Annotated in this window: 13 protein-coding genes and 1 tRNA gene; 4 read left to right on the top strand and 10 right to left on the bottom strand. The window is 72.5% G+C overall.

Annotated elements, in window-relative coordinates:
- Positions 1 to 29: 29 nt before the first annotated feature.
- The 8 genes from rpoB to SOY78_RS03810 form a co-directional block, all read right to left on the bottom strand.
- Complete coding sequence (gene rpoB, locus SOY78_RS03845; protein ID WP_324701823.1) at positions 30 to 3,536, bottom strand: DNA-directed RNA polymerase subunit beta; 3,507 nt, start codon at positions 3,534 to 3,536, stop codon at positions 30 to 32.
- Positions 3,537 to 3,821: 285 nt separating this feature from the next.
- On the bottom strand, positions 3,822 to 4,211 hold the full coding sequence (rplL, locus tag SOY78_RS03840) for a 50S ribosomal protein L7/L12 (protein ID WP_010080376.1): 390 nt from the start codon (positions 4,209 to 4,211) through the stop codon (positions 3,822 to 3,824).
- 69 nt (positions 4,212 to 4,280) lie between these two features.
- The gene (rplJ, locus tag SOY78_RS03835; RefSeq protein WP_002854782.1) at positions 4,281 to 4,802 is read right to left on the bottom strand and encodes a 50S ribosomal protein L10; all 522 of its coding nucleotides are present in this window, start codon (positions 4,800 to 4,802) and stop codon (positions 4,281 to 4,283) included.
- 343 nt (positions 4,803 to 5,145) lie between these two features.
- Entirely contained in the window at positions 5,146 to 5,853 is a 708-nt protein-coding gene (gene rplA, locus SOY78_RS03830) for a 50S ribosomal protein L1 (RefSeq protein WP_036317746.1), read from the bottom strand.
- A gap of 77 nt (positions 5,854 to 5,930) precedes the next feature.
- The gene (gene rplK / locus SOY78_RS03825; protein WP_010080374.1) at positions 5,931 to 6,362 is read right to left on the bottom strand and encodes a 50S ribosomal protein L11; all 432 of its coding nucleotides are present in this window, start codon (positions 6,360 to 6,362) and stop codon (positions 5,931 to 5,933) included.
- A gap of 132 nt (positions 6,363 to 6,494) precedes the next feature.
- Positions 6,495 to 7,370 (bottom strand): transcription termination/antitermination protein NusG, encoded by an 876-nt coding sequence (gene nusG, locus SOY78_RS03820; RefSeq protein ID WP_145951043.1) that lies wholly within the window; start codon positions 7,368 to 7,370, stop codon positions 6,495 to 6,497.
- A gap of 104 nt (positions 7,371 to 7,474) precedes the next feature.
- Positions 7,475 to 7,726: a preprotein translocase subunit SecE gene (gene secE, locus SOY78_RS03815; protein ID WP_002854774.1), complete on the bottom strand. Its 252-nt coding sequence runs from the start codon at positions 7,724 to 7,726 to the stop codon at positions 7,475 to 7,477.
- An 80-nt stretch (positions 7,727 to 7,806) separates the two neighbouring features.
- Positions 7,807 to 7,879 (bottom strand) — tRNA-Trp (locus tag SOY78_RS03810).
- 173 nt (positions 7,880 to 8,052) lie between these two features.
- On the opposite strand from SOY78_RS03810, the gene SOY78_RS03805 reads away from it, so the two are divergent.
- Positions 8,053 to 9,261: a pyridoxal phosphate-dependent aminotransferase gene (locus SOY78_RS03805; RefSeq protein ID WP_049146289.1), complete on the top strand. Its 1,209-nt coding sequence runs from the start codon at positions 8,053 to 8,055 to the stop codon at positions 9,259 to 9,261.
- Positions 9,262 to 9,308: 47 nt separating this feature from the next.
- Here the strand turns inward: SOY78_RS03805 and SOY78_RS03800 are convergent, their stop codons facing one another.
- Positions 9,309 to 10,007 carry a response regulator transcription factor gene (locus tag SOY78_RS03800; RefSeq protein ID WP_324701822.1) on the bottom strand — a complete coding sequence of 233 codons (699 nt, stop codon included), beginning with the start codon at positions 10,005 to 10,007 and terminating at the stop codon, positions 9,309 to 9,311.
- The gene (locus SOY78_RS03795) at positions 10,004 to 11,263 is read right to left on the bottom strand and encodes an ATP-binding protein (protein ID WP_216880187.1); all 1,260 of its coding nucleotides are present in this window, start codon (positions 11,261 to 11,263) and stop codon (positions 10,004 to 10,006) included. Before SOY78_RS03795 ends, SOY78_RS03800 begins: the two co-directional genes overlap by 4 nt.
- Before the next feature lie 96 nt (positions 11,264 to 11,359).
- Between SOY78_RS03795 and SOY78_RS03790 the strand changes: the two genes are divergently transcribed.
- From SOY78_RS03790 to SOY78_RS03780, 3 genes are all read left to right on the top strand, one after another.
- The gene (locus SOY78_RS03790) at positions 11,360 to 12,424 is read left to right on the top strand and encodes a PspC domain-containing protein (RefSeq protein WP_216880188.1); all 1,065 of its coding nucleotides are present in this window, start codon (positions 11,360 to 11,362) and stop codon (positions 12,422 to 12,424) included.
- 91 nt (positions 12,425 to 12,515) lie between these two features.
- Positions 12,516 to 13,547 carry a 6-phosphofructokinase gene (locus SOY78_RS03785; protein WP_324701821.1) on the top strand — a complete coding sequence of 344 codons (1,032 nt, stop codon included), beginning with the start codon at positions 12,516 to 12,518 and terminating at the stop codon, positions 13,545 to 13,547.
- Positions 13,544 to 14,296: a hypothetical protein gene (locus SOY78_RS03780; protein WP_324701820.1), complete on the top strand. Its 753-nt coding sequence runs from the start codon at positions 13,544 to 13,546 to the stop codon at positions 14,294 to 14,296. The genes SOY78_RS03785 and SOY78_RS03780 overlap by 4 nt, the downstream gene beginning before the upstream one ends.
- Position 14,297: the final 1 nt, after the last annotated feature.

Genomic DNA, 14,297 nt, shown 5'->3' with positions numbered 1-14,297 from the left:
CGTCTTGTGGATGCGGGATCGGGCCCGGCTCAGACTTCCTCCACCGAGCTCGGCTCGGCGTGGGAGAGGTCGATGCCCAGCTCCTCGGCGGCGCGGTAGACCTCGTCCTCCGCGTCGCGCATCTCGATGGCCTGGCCGTCGGCGGAGAGGACCTCCACGTTCAGGCAGAGGGACTGCATCTCCTTGATGAGCACCTTGAAGGACTCGGGAACACCCGGCTCCGGGATGTTCTCGCCCTTGACGATGGCCTCGTAGACCTTCACGCGGCCGTGGATGTCGTCGGACTTGATGGTCAGCAGCTCCTGGAGGGTGAACGCCGCGCCGTACGCCTCGAGCGCCCACACCTCCATCTCGCCGAAGCGCTGGCCGCCGAACTGGGCCTTACCGCCCAGCGGCTGCTGCGTGATCATCGAGTACGGGCCCGTGGAACGGGCGTGGATCTTGTCGTCCACCAGGTGGTGCAGCTTGAGCATGTACATGTAGCCCACGGACACCGGGTCCGGGAACGGCTCGCCGGTGCGGCCGTCGAACAGCTGCGCCTTGCCGCTGTCGCTCATGAGACGGTCGCCGTCGCGGGTCACGTTCACGTGGCCGAGCAGGCCCGTGATCTCGTACGCCTCGGCGCCGTCGAACACCGGGGTGGCCACGTTGACCGGACCGGACTGCCGCGGGAAGTTCGGCAGGTCCTTGATCCACTCCGGCTCGCCCTGGATGTCCCAGCCACGCGAGGCGGCCCAGCCCAGGTGCAGCTCCATGACCTGGCCGAGGTTCATGCGGCCGGGGACGCCGAGCGGGTTCAGCACGATGTCCACCGGGGTGCCGTCCGCCAGGAACGGCATGTCCTCGAGCGGCAGGATCTTCGAGATGACGCCCTTGTTGCCGTGGCGGCCGGCCATCTTGTCGCCGTCGGTGATCTTGCGCTTCTGCGCCACGTAGACGCGCACCAGCTGGTTCACGCCCGGGGGCAGGTCGTCGTCCTCGTCGCGGTCGAAGATGCGCACGCCGATGACGGTGCCGGACTCGCCGTGCGGCACCTTCAGGGAGGTGTCGCGGACCTCGCGGGACTTCTCGCCGAAGATCGCGCGCAGCAGGCGCTCCTCCGGGGTCAGCTCGGTCTCGCCCTTCGGGGTCACGCGGCCGACCAGGATGTCGCCGGCCTCCACCTCCGCGCCGATGTGGATGATGCCGCGCTCGTCGAGCTGCGACAGCACCTCCTCGGACACGTTGGGGATGTCGCGGGTGATCTCCTCGGCGCCCAGCTTGGTGTCGCGGGCGTCGACCTCGTGCTCCTCGATGTGGATCGAGGTGAGGACGTCCTCCGAGACCATGCGCTGGGACAGGATGATCGCGTCCTCGTAGTTCAGGCCCTCCCAGGGCATGAACGCGACGAGGAGGTTCTTGCCGAGCGCGAGCTCGCCGTTGTCCGTGGCGGGACCGTCGGCGATGATGCTCAGCGGCTCCACCCGCTCGCCCTCGGACACGCGCACGCGCTGGTTGTAGGCGTTGCCCTGGTTCGAGCGGGCGAACTTCATGATCGGGTAGTGCGTGGTGGTGCCGTCGTCGTTCATGACGGTCACCAGGTCCGCGGCCACCTCGGTCACGACGCCGCCCTGGGTGGCCGTCACGGAGTCGCCCGCGTCCACGGCCACGTACTTCTCCATGCCGGTGCCCACGTAGGGGGCCTCGGAGCGGAGCAGCGGCACGGCCTGACGCTGCATGTTCGCGCCCATGAGCGCGCGGTTGGCGTCGTCATGCTCGAGGAACGGGATCAGGGCGGTGGCCGCCGACACCATCTGGCGCGGGGACACGTCCATGTAGTCGATCTCGTCCACGGTCGAGAGCACGGGCTCGCCGTCGCCGCCGCGCTGGCGGCAGAGCACGAGCTCCTCCTCGAACCGGCCGTCCTCATCCACCGGGGCGTTCGCCTGGGCGATCTGGAAGGCCAGCTCGTCGTCGGCGGTCAGGTAGTCCACGGTGTCCGTGACCCGGCCGTCGACCACGCGGCGGTACGGGGTCTCGATGAAGCCGAAGGAGTTGATCCGGCCGAAGGTCGCCAGCGAGCCGATGAGGCCGATGTTCGGGCCTTCCGGGGTCTCGATGGGGCACATGCGGCCGTAGTGCGACGGGTGGACGTCACGGACCTCCATGCCGGCACGGTCGCGGGACAGGCCGCCCGGGCCGAGCGCGGACAGGCGGCGCTTGTGCGTCAGGCCGGCCAGCGGGTTGTTCTGGTCCATGAACTGGGACAGCTGCGAGGTGCCGAAGAACTCCTTGATCGCCGCCACCACGGGGCGGATGTTGATCAGGGTCTGCGGGGTGATCGCCTCGACGTCCTGGGTGGTCATGCGCTCGCGCACGACGCGCTCCATGCGGGACAGGCCCGTGCGGATCTGGTTCTCGATCAGCTCGCCCACCGCACGGATGCGACGGTTGCCGAAGTGGTCGATGTCGTCGATCTCCACGCGCACATCCACCGGCTCGCCGTCGCGCGTGCCCTTGATGACGGTCTCGCCGGCGTGCAGCGCGGCGATGAAGTGCACCATCTGGACGATGTCGTCCTCGGTGAGCACAGACGCGTTGGGGTCGCCGAGGTGCACGTCCACGCCGAGCTTGCGGTTGAGCTTGTAGCGGCCCACCTTGGCGAGGTCGTAGCGCTTCGGGGTGAAGTACAGGTTGTTCAGCAGCGTCTGCGCGGCGTCGACGGCGGCCGGCTCGCCCGGGCGCAGCTTGCGGTAGATGTCGAGCAGGGCCTCGTCCTGGTCCGCGGTGCCGTCCTTCTCGAGGGTGGCGCGGATGGAGTCGTAGTGGCCGAACTCCTCCAGGATGCGGGACTCGGTCCAGCCCATGGCCTTGAGCAGCACCGTCACGGGCTGCTTGCGCTTGCGGTCGAGGCGGACGCCGACCTGGTCGCGCTTGTCCACCTCGAGCTCGAACCAGGCGCCGCGCGAGGGGATGATCTTCGCGGAGAAGATCTCCTTGTCCGAGGTCTTGTCCGGGGTGCGCTCGAAGTAGGCGCCCGGGGAGCGGACCAGCTGGGAGACGACGACGCGCTCGGTGCCGTTGATGATGAACGTGCCGTTGCGGGTCATCAGCGGGAAGTCGCCCATGAAGACGGTCTGCTGCTTGATCTCGCCGGTCGTGTTGTTCATGAACTCGGCCTTGACGTACAGCGGGGCGGAGAAGGTCGCGTCGCGATCCTTGCACTCCTCCTCCGTCATCTTCGCGTCGGCGAACTCCGGCTCGGCGAAGGACAGGGACATGGTGCCCTGGAAGTCCTCGATCGGGGAGATCTCCTCGAAGATGTCCGTCAGTCCCGAGGTGACGGGCACGGAGTGGTCGTCGGCGGCCAGGGCGGCGTCCACGCGCGCGGCCCACCGCTCATTGCCGATCAGGCGGTCGAACAACTCGGTCTGCAGCGCCAGCAGGTCCGGCACGTCCAGCGGCTCGGAGATCTTGGCGAAGGAGACGCGTCCGGCGGAGGCGCCGGATCGCGGGGAGACGGTAGCGGTTTCGTTGGAGGTGCTCGAGGCGACCACGTAGGATCCTTCCACAGGCCTTCTGGGTTCCGTTCGCTCCCCTGCCGCGAGACGGCGGCGCCGGCCCACCGCTATATGAAGGCCGTGCGGAACCGTGCGGGCCACGGCGGGACGCGAGGTCCTGCGGGCGGCACGGAACAGGGGAGATGCAAAGATCCATCCTATCCGCGCCCGTCGCCCCTGTCCAGCCGCGGGTGCGTGACCCGGGACGCCACGAGGCCCCCGGTCCGCAGTGCGGGTCCGGGGGCCTCGTGAGGAAGCGTGATGCGGCTCAGGCCGCGATCATCACTTGAGGGTGACGGTGGCGCCGGCGCCCTCGAGCTGCTCCTTGGCCTTCTCGGCGGTCTCCTTGTTGACGCCCTCGAGGATGGGCTTGGGAGCGCCGTCCACCAGGTCCTTGGCCTCCTTCAGGCCGAGGGAGGTGAGGGCGCGCACCTCCTTGATGACGCCGATCTTCTTGTCGCCGGCGGCCTCGAGGATGACGTCGAACTCGTCCTTCTCCTCGGCGGCGGCGGCCTCGGCACCACCGGCGGCACCGCCGGCGGCGGCCACGGCCACGGGGGCGGCGGCGGTGACGTCGAACTTCTCCTCGAACGCCTTGATGAACTCGGACAGCTCGATGAGGGTCAGCTCCTCGAACGCGGCGAGCAGCTCTTCGGTGGTCAGCTTGGCCATGATGGCTCCTTTACGGGTACGTCTTGACTACGTGTGAAGTGGTGGGCCGTGCAGCCCGGGGCGGACTGCTCAGGCAGCCTCGCCCTGCGCGGCGCGCAGCGCCTCGACCGTGCGGACGGTCTTGGACAGCGGCGCCTGGAACAGGGCGGCAGCCTTGGACATGCTGCCCTTCATCGCGCCGGCGAACTTGGCCAGCAGCACCTCGCGGGACTCGAGGTCCGCGAGCTTCTTGATGCCGGCCTCGTCCAGGGGCTGGCCATCCATGTAGCCGCCCTTGAGCACGAGCTTCTCGTGATCCTTGGCAAAGTCACGCAGGGCCTTGGCGACGTTGACCGGGTCCCCGGTCACGAACGCGATCGCGGTGGGACCGGACAGGTGAGCCTCGAGGCCCTCCAGACCGGCGTCCTTGGCCGCGATCTCGGCCAGCGTGTTCTTCGCCACGGCGTAGGTCGCGTCCTGACGGATGGAGTCACGCAGCTGCTTGAGCTCCGTCACCGTCAGGCCACGGTATTCCGTCAGAACAGCGGCGCTGGACTCACGGAACAGGTCCGTGAGCTCAGCCACCGCCGACTCCTTCGCGGACGTCGCCATGGCACTCCTCTCGATGATGCGTGGGAACCGCCACCCCGAGACGAGAAAACGCCCCGTGCAGATGCACGGGGCGCAGCAGGAGCATCGACGCGGCCGGACCCGGAGGGTCGACGTGCGGATGCGAGCGTGGCTCACGTTCACCTGCGCGGGCCGTCTCCGTCAGGGAGATCCTTCGGTGGGCTCTGCCCGGAGGCAGGGCACCACAACCGGCGGTCTTCGGTAGGCACCAGCGTACACGTCCGGGACGGGTCCGCAAAATCGACCCGCGACGGCGACGGCCGGTCGCCCCGCTGCGGGGACGACCGGCCGGCGTCGTGGGCCCCGATCACCGGGGCCGCGTGGCTCAGAGCTCCGAGGAGTCCACCGAGGTCACGTTCGGGTCCATGGGCACGCCCGGGCCGAAGGTGGTGGCCACGGTGGCCTTGGAGATGTAGCGGCCCTTGGAGGAGGACGGCTTCAGACGCAGGACCTCCTCGAGGGCTGCGGCGTAGTTCTCCACCAGGGCCTTGGCCTCGAAGGAGGTCTTGCCGATGATGAAGTGCAGGTTGGAGTGCTTGTCGACGCGGAAGTCGATCTTGCCGCCCTTGATGTCGGCCACGGCCTTGGCCACGTCCGGGGTCACGGTGCCGGTCTTGGGGTTCGGCATCAGGTTGCGGGGGCCGAGCACCTTGCCCAGGCGGCCGACCTTGCCCATGAGCTCCGGGGAGGCCACGGCGGCGTCGAAGTCCACCCAGCCCTCGGAGATCCGGGCGATCAGGTCGTCGTCGCCCACGACGTCCGCGCCGGCGGCGCGGGCGGCCTCGGCGCGGTCACCGGTGGCGAACACGACGACGCGGGCGGTCTTGCCGGTGCCGTGGGGCAGGCTCACGGAGCCGCGGACCATCTGGTCGGCCTTGCGGGGGTCGACCGAGAGGCGGAGGGCCACCTCCACGGTGGCGTCGGTCTTGGAGGGGTTGGTCTCCTTGGCGAGGCGGATCGCCTCCACCGGCGAGTACAGGTCCTCGCCGATCGCGGCCTTGGCCGCCTTGTATGCCTTGCTGCGCTGTGCCATCTGCGTTCTTCTCCTTGTGCAGTCGTGGTCTGCGGGCCGCGCTCGGCCCTGCCACTGGAAGGGGGTGGGGGTGGGCGTCAGCCCTCGACGGTGATGCCCATCGAGCGGGCGGTGCCCGCGATGATCTTGGCGGCGGCCTGGACGTCGTTGGCGTTCAGGTCCTCCATCTTGGTCTGGGCGATCTCCTCGCACTGGGCCTGGGTCAGCGTGCCGACCTTGGCCGTGTGCGGGGTGGCGGAGCCCTTGGCGACGCCGGCGGCCTTCTTGATGAGCTCGGCGGCCGGCGGGGTCTTGGTCACGAAGGTGAACGAGCGGTCCTCGTACACGGTGATCTCGACCGGGACCACGTTGCCGCGCTGCGACTCGGTGGCGGCGTTGTACGCCTTGCAGAACTCCATGATGTTCACGCCGTGCTGGCCCAGGGCGGGGCCGATGGGCGGGGCCGGGTTGGCGGCGCCGGCCTGGATCTGAAGCTTGATCAGACCGGTGACCTTCTTCTTGGGAGCCATGAGTGGATCCTTCTCTCACTGGGGGACCCTCGGCGCAGGAGCGCACCGGGGGCGGTGGCCGCCGTGGCGCGGCGGCCGGTGCCGCGTCCGGGCCGGCAGGCGGCCTGCCCGGTGCGGAAGCGTCGGGTGTCCTCAGATGGCCTTGGTCACCTGGTTGAAGGACAGCGTCACGGGGGTCTCGCGCTCGAAGATCGAGACGAGCACCACGAGCTGCTGGGCCTCCGGCTTGATCTCGGAGATCGTGGCCGGGAGGGTCTCGAACGGGCCGTCGTTGACGGTGACCGACTCGCCGACCTCGAAGTCCACGTGGATCGCGGGGGCGGCGGGCGCGCCGGACTCGGCCGCGGCGGGGACGGCCAGGCCGGCCTTTTCGGCGGCGCGGGCGGCCTCCTGGATCACGGACGGGGCGAGCATGTCGTACACCTCGTCCAGGCTGAGCGGCTGCGGGTGGTGGGCGTCGTTGCCCACGAAGCCCGTGACGCCCGGGGTGTGCCGCACGACGCCCCACGAGGCGTCGTCGAGGTCCATGCGGACGAGCACGTAGCCCGGGATGCGCACGCGCGAGACGATCTTGCGCGTGGTGTTCTTGATCTCCACGACCTCCTCCATGGGGACCTCGATCTCGTAGATCGAGTCCTCCATGTCCTGGGTCAGGATGCGGGCCTCGAGGTTGGTCTTCACGCGCTTCTCGTAGCCGGCGTAGGTGTGGACGACGTACCAGTCGCCGGGCTGGCGGCGCAGGCGGGTGCGCAGCTCCTCGGCGGGGTCCACGGCGGGCTCGTCGTCGGCCTGCTCCTCGACGGGGGTCGGCGCGTCCTCGCCCTCGGCGACGGCCAGGTCTGCCTCCTGCACGGTGGCCTCGGCGGTCTCGTCACCGCTGCCGACGGGCTCGTCCAGGGCGGCCTCGACGGGCGTCCCGGCGTCCTGCGCGGTCTCGGCGGCCACAGCGTCCTCCGACATCGGGACGGACTCCTCGGCGGGCTGACGATCCAGTTCCTGCTCGGACACGGTTCCTGCTTTCTGCTGACGGACGGCGGGCCCTGCCGTCGGGGAGGGCCCTCACGGGCGTGCGGGGGACGCGTCCTGCGACGTCGGGACCGTCCGCGCCGGGCTCAGAGGCCGCCGGCGCCGAACAGGAGACCCGCCACGGTGCCGAACACCCAGTCCAGCCCCATGACCAGCAGGATCATGAACGCCACGAAGGCGAGCACCACTCCGGTCGTGCGCAGCAGCTCCTCGCTCGTGGGGGTGACGACCTTGCGGAGCTCGTCCACCACCTGGCGCAGGAACAGCGCGATCCGCGCGAACAGCCCGCGACGCTGCCTGCTCGGCGTGGGGGTGGGCCCCCCGCCGTTCGCCGCCATCTCAGTCACGTGGCCTCACTCGTCGGATCGCCGAATCGCTTTCTACACGTCCGATGCCGAGCACGAGGCCCGGCATCGAGCAGGGCAGACAGGACTCGAACCTGCAACCTGCGGTTTTGGAGACCGCTGCGCTACCAATTGCGCCACTACCCTTCGGACCGACGAAGCCGGCCGAACCCTCGCGGGATCGACCGTGAACGCGGTACCGGAGATCCAGGATACGCCATCGGGCGGCGGGAGTCGAACGGGCCCCGGGCAGTCAGTACCCTGGCAGGACGGAGCCCCGCTCCGCCCCGCCCTCCCCGTCGAGCTCGAAGAAGGTCCCCATGGCCGCGCCCGCCCGCCGCGTCTCCGCCCGTCTGTCCGCCATCGCGCCCTCCGCCACCCTCGCCGTCGACGCCCGCGCCAAGGAGCTCAAGGCCGCCGGGCGCCCGGTGATCGGCTTCGGCGCCGGCGAGCCCGACTTCCCCACCCCGGACTACATCGTGGAGGCCGCCGTCGCCGCGGCCCGGGACCCGAAGAACCACCGCTACTCCCCCGCCGCCGGCCTGCCCGAGCTGCGCGAGGCGATCGCGGCCAAGACGCTGCGCGACTCCGGCGTGTCCCTCGAGGCCGCCCAGGTGCTCGTGACCAACGGCGGGAAGCAGGCCGTGTACAACGCCTTCGCCGCCCTGCTGGACCCGCAGGACGAGGTGCTCGTCCCCGCCCCCTACTGGACCACCTACCCGGAGGCGATCCGCCTGGCCGGCGGCGTGCCGGTGGAGGTGTTCGCCGGCCCCGAGCAGGGCTACAAGGTCACCGTGGACCAGCTCGACGAGGCCGTCACGGACCGCACCAAGGTGCTCCTGTTCGTCTCCCCCTCCAACCCCACCGGCGCCGTGTACTCCCCCGAGGAGACGGCGGCGATCGGCCGGTGGGCACGGGAGCGGGGGCTGTGGGTGGTCACCGACGAGATCTACGAGCACCTGACCTACGACGGCATGCCGTTCACCTCGATCGTCCGCGCCGTGCCCGAGCTGGCGGAGCAGTCCGTGATCCTCAACGGCGTCGCCAAGACCTACGCCATGACGGGCTGGCGCGTCGGCTGGATGGCCGGTCCGCTGGACGTGGTCAAGGCCGCCACGAACCTGCAGTCCCACGCCACCTCGAACGTGGCCAACGTGTCGCAGCGGGCCGCGCTGGCCGCCGTCGCCGGCCCGTTGGACGCCGTGGCGGAGATGAAGACGGCGTTCGACCGCCGGCGCCGGGCCATGGTCGAGGCCATGGACGCCGTGCCGGGCTTCCACTGCCCCACCCCGCAGGGCGCGTTCTACGCGTACGTGGACGTGCGGGAGGCGCTCGGGAAGACCTACCGCGGGGGCGTCACCCCCACGACGTCGGCCGAGCTGGCCGCCTTCATCCTCGACGAGGCGGAGGTCGCCGTGGTCCCGGGCGAGGCGTTCGGCCCGTCCGGCTACCTGCGACTGTCCTACGCGTTGGGCGATGCGGACCTCGCGGAGGGCGTCGAGCGCATCCGTGCCCTGCTCAGCGCCTGAGCCGCCCACCCCGTCCCTGAGCCCCGCGACGCCGCGCGCCACGGGGCTCAGGCGTATCCGCGGCGCGCGGCCCAGCGGGTCAGCTCGTGGCGGTTGGAGAGCTGGAGCTTGCGCAGCACGGAGGACACGTGGGTCTCGACCGTGCGGTCCGAGATGAACAGCTCCGCCCCGGCCTCGCGGTAGGTGTATCCGCGGGCGATCAGCCGCATGACCTCCCGCTCCCGTGCCGAGAGCCGGTCGAGATCCTCGTCGGGGGCCGCAGCACCGCTCGTCGCCGCGGCTGGGACGGGCGGGGACGCGGGCGCCGTGCCGCGGAAGGCGTCGAGGACGAACCCGGCCAGCCGGGGCGAGAACACCGCGTCGCCGTCGGCCACGCGGACCGCCGCGTCCGCCACCTCGGCGCCGGAGGCCGTCTTGGTGATGTAGCCGCAGGCCCCCGCACGGATCACGGCGACGACGTCCTCGGCCGCGTCCGAGACGGACAGGGCCAGGAACCGCTGCGCGGGTCGGCGCGCGAGGACACGCTCGGCCACCTCCGCTCCCCCGCCGCCGGCCCCGCCGGGCAGGTGCACGTCCAGCAGCACCACATCCGGCGCCAGGTCCAGCACGGTGCGGACGGCCTCGTCCACGTCCCCAGCCTCGCCGACGATGGCCAGTCGGTCCGGGTCCAGGTCGGCGCGCAGGCCGGAGCGGAAGATCGCGTGGTTGTCCACGATGACGGCCGTGCGCAGGGCGGGGTCGGTCATGGATGCTCCTGTCCGGTGCGCGCTCGCGCACCCTCGGGCTCGGTCAGGGTCAGGTGGACCTCGGTGCCGCCCGGGCCGGACCGGATGCGGGCGGTCCCGCCGGCACGCTTCATGCGGCCGAGGATCGACTCCCGCACGCCGAGCCGGTCGGCCGGGACCGTGTGCAGGTCGAAGCCGGGGCCACGGTCCCGGACGAACACCTCCGCGACGGTGCGGCCATGGTCGTCCTCACCGGCCTCCGCGAAGACCTGCGCGTCGCCGGCGTGCCGGGCCGCGTTCTGCATGGCCTCGCGTGCCGCGGCCGCGAGCGGCTCGAGCCACGCCCCGGCGGCCCGGCCCACGGCCACGACCTCCACCCGGGACCCGTGTGCGTCCTCGACGGCGGCGGCGTGCTCTTCGAGCGCCTCCGCCAGGGAGCGCGGGCCGCCACGGGAGTCCAGGGCGAGGAACTGACGCAGCTCACGCTCCTGGGCGCGGGCCACCCGGGCCACCGCGTCTGCGTCCTGGGCGCGCCGCTGGATGAGGGCGAGGGACTGCAGCACCGAGTCGTGCAGGTGCGCCGCGATCTCGGCGCGCTGGACCTGCACCGCGAACGCGGTCCGCTCCGCGTCGCGTCGGCGCAGCCAGGCCAGGACGTAGGGCATGGCCACCAGCGCCGCGCCGGCGAGCATCGCGACGGCGGCCAGCAGGGCCCGCCACAGCTCGCCCGAGCTCACGGCGCCCAGGACGATGGCCAGCACCGCCAGCAGCACGAGGGCCGTGCCGAGCACGAGGCGGACCAGTCGTCCGCTCCGCCCGGCCCGGGGCCCGCCCGCCAGGTCGAGCTGCATCCAGGCCAGGCCGAGGCCGATCACGAGGACGGCCACCGGGCCCACGAGCGCCCAGTCGACGGCGAGGCCGAGGCCGTCCGCGACGGTCAGCACGCCCACGCCGAGCACCACGGCGGCCAGCAGGACCGGCCAGCCGCCCTCGCGCACCCGCTCGAGCACCTCGGGGGCGCGACCACGCAGGGTGGGGGCGTCGGCGGCGGGAGCGCCGTCCGGGCCCTCCTCCGGCATGAGCAGCCAGAGCCACACGTACAGGGCCAGGCCCGCGCCGCCCATCAGGCTCAGCAGCGCCAGGGCCGCGCGGACACGGCCGACGGGCACCCCGAGATGCCGGGCGAGCCCCGCGGCGACGCCGGACACCGGACGGTCGGCCCCGTGCCGCATCAACGGCGGACGTGGGGCCTGCGCGGGCGCGGACGGGGTGGGCATGCCCCCATCCTGCCGCGTCGGACGGGGTGACACATCCGGGGAGGATTCCGGGAGTTCCCGGATGGGCGGGGGCCGCGGGCGGACGAGGATGGAGACATGACGAGCACACACGACCCGTTCACCGGCCCCGGCCCCCACGTCGCCCCCGACGGAGCCACTGCGGGCGAGACCGGCCCCGACGGACTGGACGCCCTGCCGGGCTGGTTGCGCCGCGCCGTCCTGGGCTGGGGCGTGCGCCGCTCGCCGGCCTCGTGGGTCGGCGGGGTGCTCGGCGGCGTGGCCGAGCGCTACCGCATCGACCCGCTGCTCGCCCGCGGCGTGTTCGTCGCCGTGTGCATGGTCTCCGCGGGCCTGGGCCTGCTGGCCTACGCGGCCGCCTGGGCCGTCCTCCCCGACGCCGACGGACGCGTGCAGTTCGGCCGCCTGCGCCGCGGGGAGTGGCAGGACGCCACCGTGGCCATCGGCGTGATCGGGGCGATCGGCGCCCTCAACCTGCTGCTCGGCGCCGGGTTCACCCTCATCGCCCCAGCCGTGGGCGGCCCCGGCTCCCTCGTGGGCCTGGGCGCGCTGGCCGTGCTCGTCTGGTGGCTCGTGACCCGCTGGGACGGCCGGGCGCAGGCCCGCGTGGCCCCGGGCCGGGCCCCCGACGCCGACCAGCCCGCCCACGCCGTGCCGCGCCCGGCCTGGTACGTCGGCGGAGGTCCGCGCGAGCGGGCGGCCGAGGTCACCGACCCGCACGGCTTCCGCCCCGAATGGATCGACCCCGCGACCGGCACCTGGCGCGACCACGTCCACTCCCGCGAGCGGCGAGCCGCGGCGCGCCTGGCCGAGGAGGCCCCCCGGGCGGCCACCGCCCCGGCCGGCTCGGGGTCCGCAGCCACGGCCGCGAAGCCGCGCCTCGGGCCGATCGCGCAGGCCGCCACCTACGCCGGGGCCGTCCTCGCCGCGCTCGCCGCCCTCGGGATCAGCCTGCTGCTCGGTGTCGGTCCGACCCCCACGCTGCTGGCGGTGCCGATGCTCGTGGCCGCGCTCGCGGTGATCGCCCCCGTCATGCTGGGCGCTCTGCTCAGCGGCCGTCGTCCCGGCACCCTCGGCCCGGCGAGCGGCATCCTCGTGGGTGCGACGGCCCTCCAGGTCGCCGTCCTCGTGGCCCTCGGCTGACCCGCCGCCCGTCGCCCGTCCCCTGACGCGACGGGGCGGGCGCGCCTAGGGTGGTGCCGACCCCCCGCACGAGAACGCCCGAGAGGATCCCATGCGCGTCGGAATGCTCACCTCCGGAGGCGACTGCCCCGGCCTCAACGCCGTCATCCGCTCCGCCGTCCTGCACGGCATCAAGTCGTACGACATGGAGATGGTGGGCATCCGCAACGGGTGGTCCGGCCTGATCGAGAAGGACGTCGAGGACCTGCCCCGCTCCCGCGTGCGCGGCCTGGCCCGCACCGGCGGCACCATCCTCGGCACCTCCCGCACGCACCCCTACAACGCGGAGGGCGGCGGCCCGGAGAACATGCTCCGCAACCTGCGCGAGCTGGACATCGACGCCGTCATCGCCATCGGCGGCGAGGGCACCCTGGCCGGCGCGAACCGCCTGGCCGCGGACGGGCTGCCGATCGTGGGCGTGCCCAAGACGATCGACAACAACCTGCAGGGCACCGACTACACGTTCGGCTTCGACACGGCCGTGCAGATCGCCACGGACGCCATGGACCGGCTGCGCACCACGGGCGAGTCCCACCACCGCTGCATGGTCGCCGAGGTCATGGGCCGCCACGTCGGCTGGATCGCCCTGCACTCGGGCATGGCCGCCGGCGCCCACGCGATCCTCATCCCCGAGGTCCGCACCCCGATGTCCCAGGTCGCCGAGTGGGTGCAGCAGGTCCACGACCGCGGTCGCTCCCCGCTGGTCGTGGTGGCGGAGGGCTTCGTCCCCGAGGGCCACGACGACCCGCTGGCCGAGGCCGGCGTCGAGGCGTCCGGCCGGCCGCGTCTGGGCGGCATCGGCGAGTGGGTGACCCGCGAGATCGAGGAGATGACGGGCATCGAGACGCGCAGCACCATCCTGGGCCACATCCAGCGCGGCGGCGCCCCCACCGCCACGGACCGCGTGCTCTCCACGCGCTTCGGCATGGGCGCCGTCGACCTCGTCGCCCAGCGCCGCTGGGGACAGATGGTGGCGGCCAACGGCACGGAGATCATCTCCATCCCCATGAGCGCCGCCCTCAAGGGCCTCAAGAAGGTGCCGGTCTCCCGCTACGACGAGGCGAAGATCCTGTTCGGCCGGTGAGACCCGACCACCCCGCCGTCGGCGTGCTGGCCCTCGGGCTGGCGCGTCGGCTCGGCCTGCCCGACACCGCGCTCCTGCCCGGCGACGCCCCGGCGGCGGGTGCCGAGCCGCGCCGCATCGAGGTGGCCCGGCAGGGCGTCGCCGCGGCGGAGGTGCTGGCCCTGCCCTGGGCCACCGTCGTGGCGGGGCCGGCGTGGTTCACGCGTGCCTGCCGCGGCGTGCCCGCCGAGGCGCTGGGCGTGGAGTCGGCCCTGCTGCGGACGGCGGTGCGCGCCGCCGCCGGGGAGGCCGTGCGCTCGCGCGGCGAGTTCACGCTCTACGCCGCCGAGGAACCGCCGCCGGTCGACCCCTCGCGCACCGTCGCCGTGTCCGACGACCCCGCCCACGTCCACGCCGCGGTCGCGCAGGCCCCCGCAGACGACGTGGCCGAGGCGGGTGTCCCCTCCTGGGAGTCCTCGGTCGCGCTCGTTCCCGACGACGGCGCGGGACGGGCGATCGAAGCCGCGGTGGCGGCGGCGGGGCATCGCGTGACGGGCGGCGTGCTGGCCTCGCTGGGCACCCTCACCCCACCGCGGCTGCGCGGTTGTGGGCTCGGCCGCTACGCGGTGGCCGTGGCGATGGACCGGGCGGCGCTGGAGGGGCTGCTGCCGTTCGCCGAGGTGCCGGCGGGCCACACGGCCGCGCACCACGTGGCGATCGCCGTCGGGCTGGAGGCGGCGGGCACGCGGACCGTCCTCGCGCTGGACTGAG

Source organism: Micrococcus sp. HOU01 (assembly GCF_035609305.1).
GTDB lineage: Bacteria > Actinomycetota > Actinomycetes > Actinomycetales > Micrococcaceae > Micrococcus > Micrococcus luteus.
This window is presented reverse-complemented; position numbering and strand designations above follow the sequence as displayed.

Coding starts and splice junctions, on each gene's coding strand:
- SOY78_RS03785 (WP_324701821.1), top strand. CDS start 12,516: ATGCGCGTCGGAATGCTCACCTCCGGAGGCGACTGCCCCGGCCTCAAC.
- SOY78_RS03800 (WP_324701822.1), bottom strand. CDS start 10,007: ATGACCGACCCCGCCCTGCGCACGGCCGTCATCGTGGACAACCACGCG.
- rplK (WP_010080374.1), bottom strand. CDS start 6,362: ATGGCTCCCAAGAAGAAGGTCACCGGTCTGATCAAGCTTCAGATCCAG.
- SOY78_RS03790 (WP_216880188.1), top strand. CDS start 11,360: ATGACGAGCACACACGACCCGTTCACCGGCCCCGGCCCCCACGTCGCC.
- secE (WP_002854774.1), bottom strand. CDS start 7,726: ATGGCGGCGAACGGCGGGGGGCCCACCCCCACGCCGAGCAGGCAGCGT.
- rplJ (WP_002854782.1), bottom strand. CDS start 4,802: ATGGCGACGTCCGCGAAGGAGTCGGCGGTGGCTGAGCTCACGGACCTG.
- SOY78_RS03805 (WP_049146289.1), top strand. CDS start 8,053: ATGGCCGCGCCCGCCCGCCGCGTCTCCGCCCGTCTGTCCGCCATCGCG.
- rplL (WP_010080376.1), bottom strand. CDS start 4,211: ATGGCCAAGCTGACCACCGAAGAGCTGCTCGCCGCGTTCGAGGAGCTG.
- SOY78_RS03795 (WP_216880187.1), bottom strand. CDS start 11,263: ATGCCCACCCCGTCCGCGCCCGCGCAGGCCCCACGTCCGCCGTTGATG.
- rplA (WP_036317746.1), bottom strand. CDS start 5,853: ATGGCACAGCGCAGCAAGGCATACAAGGCGGCCAAGGCCGCGATCGGC.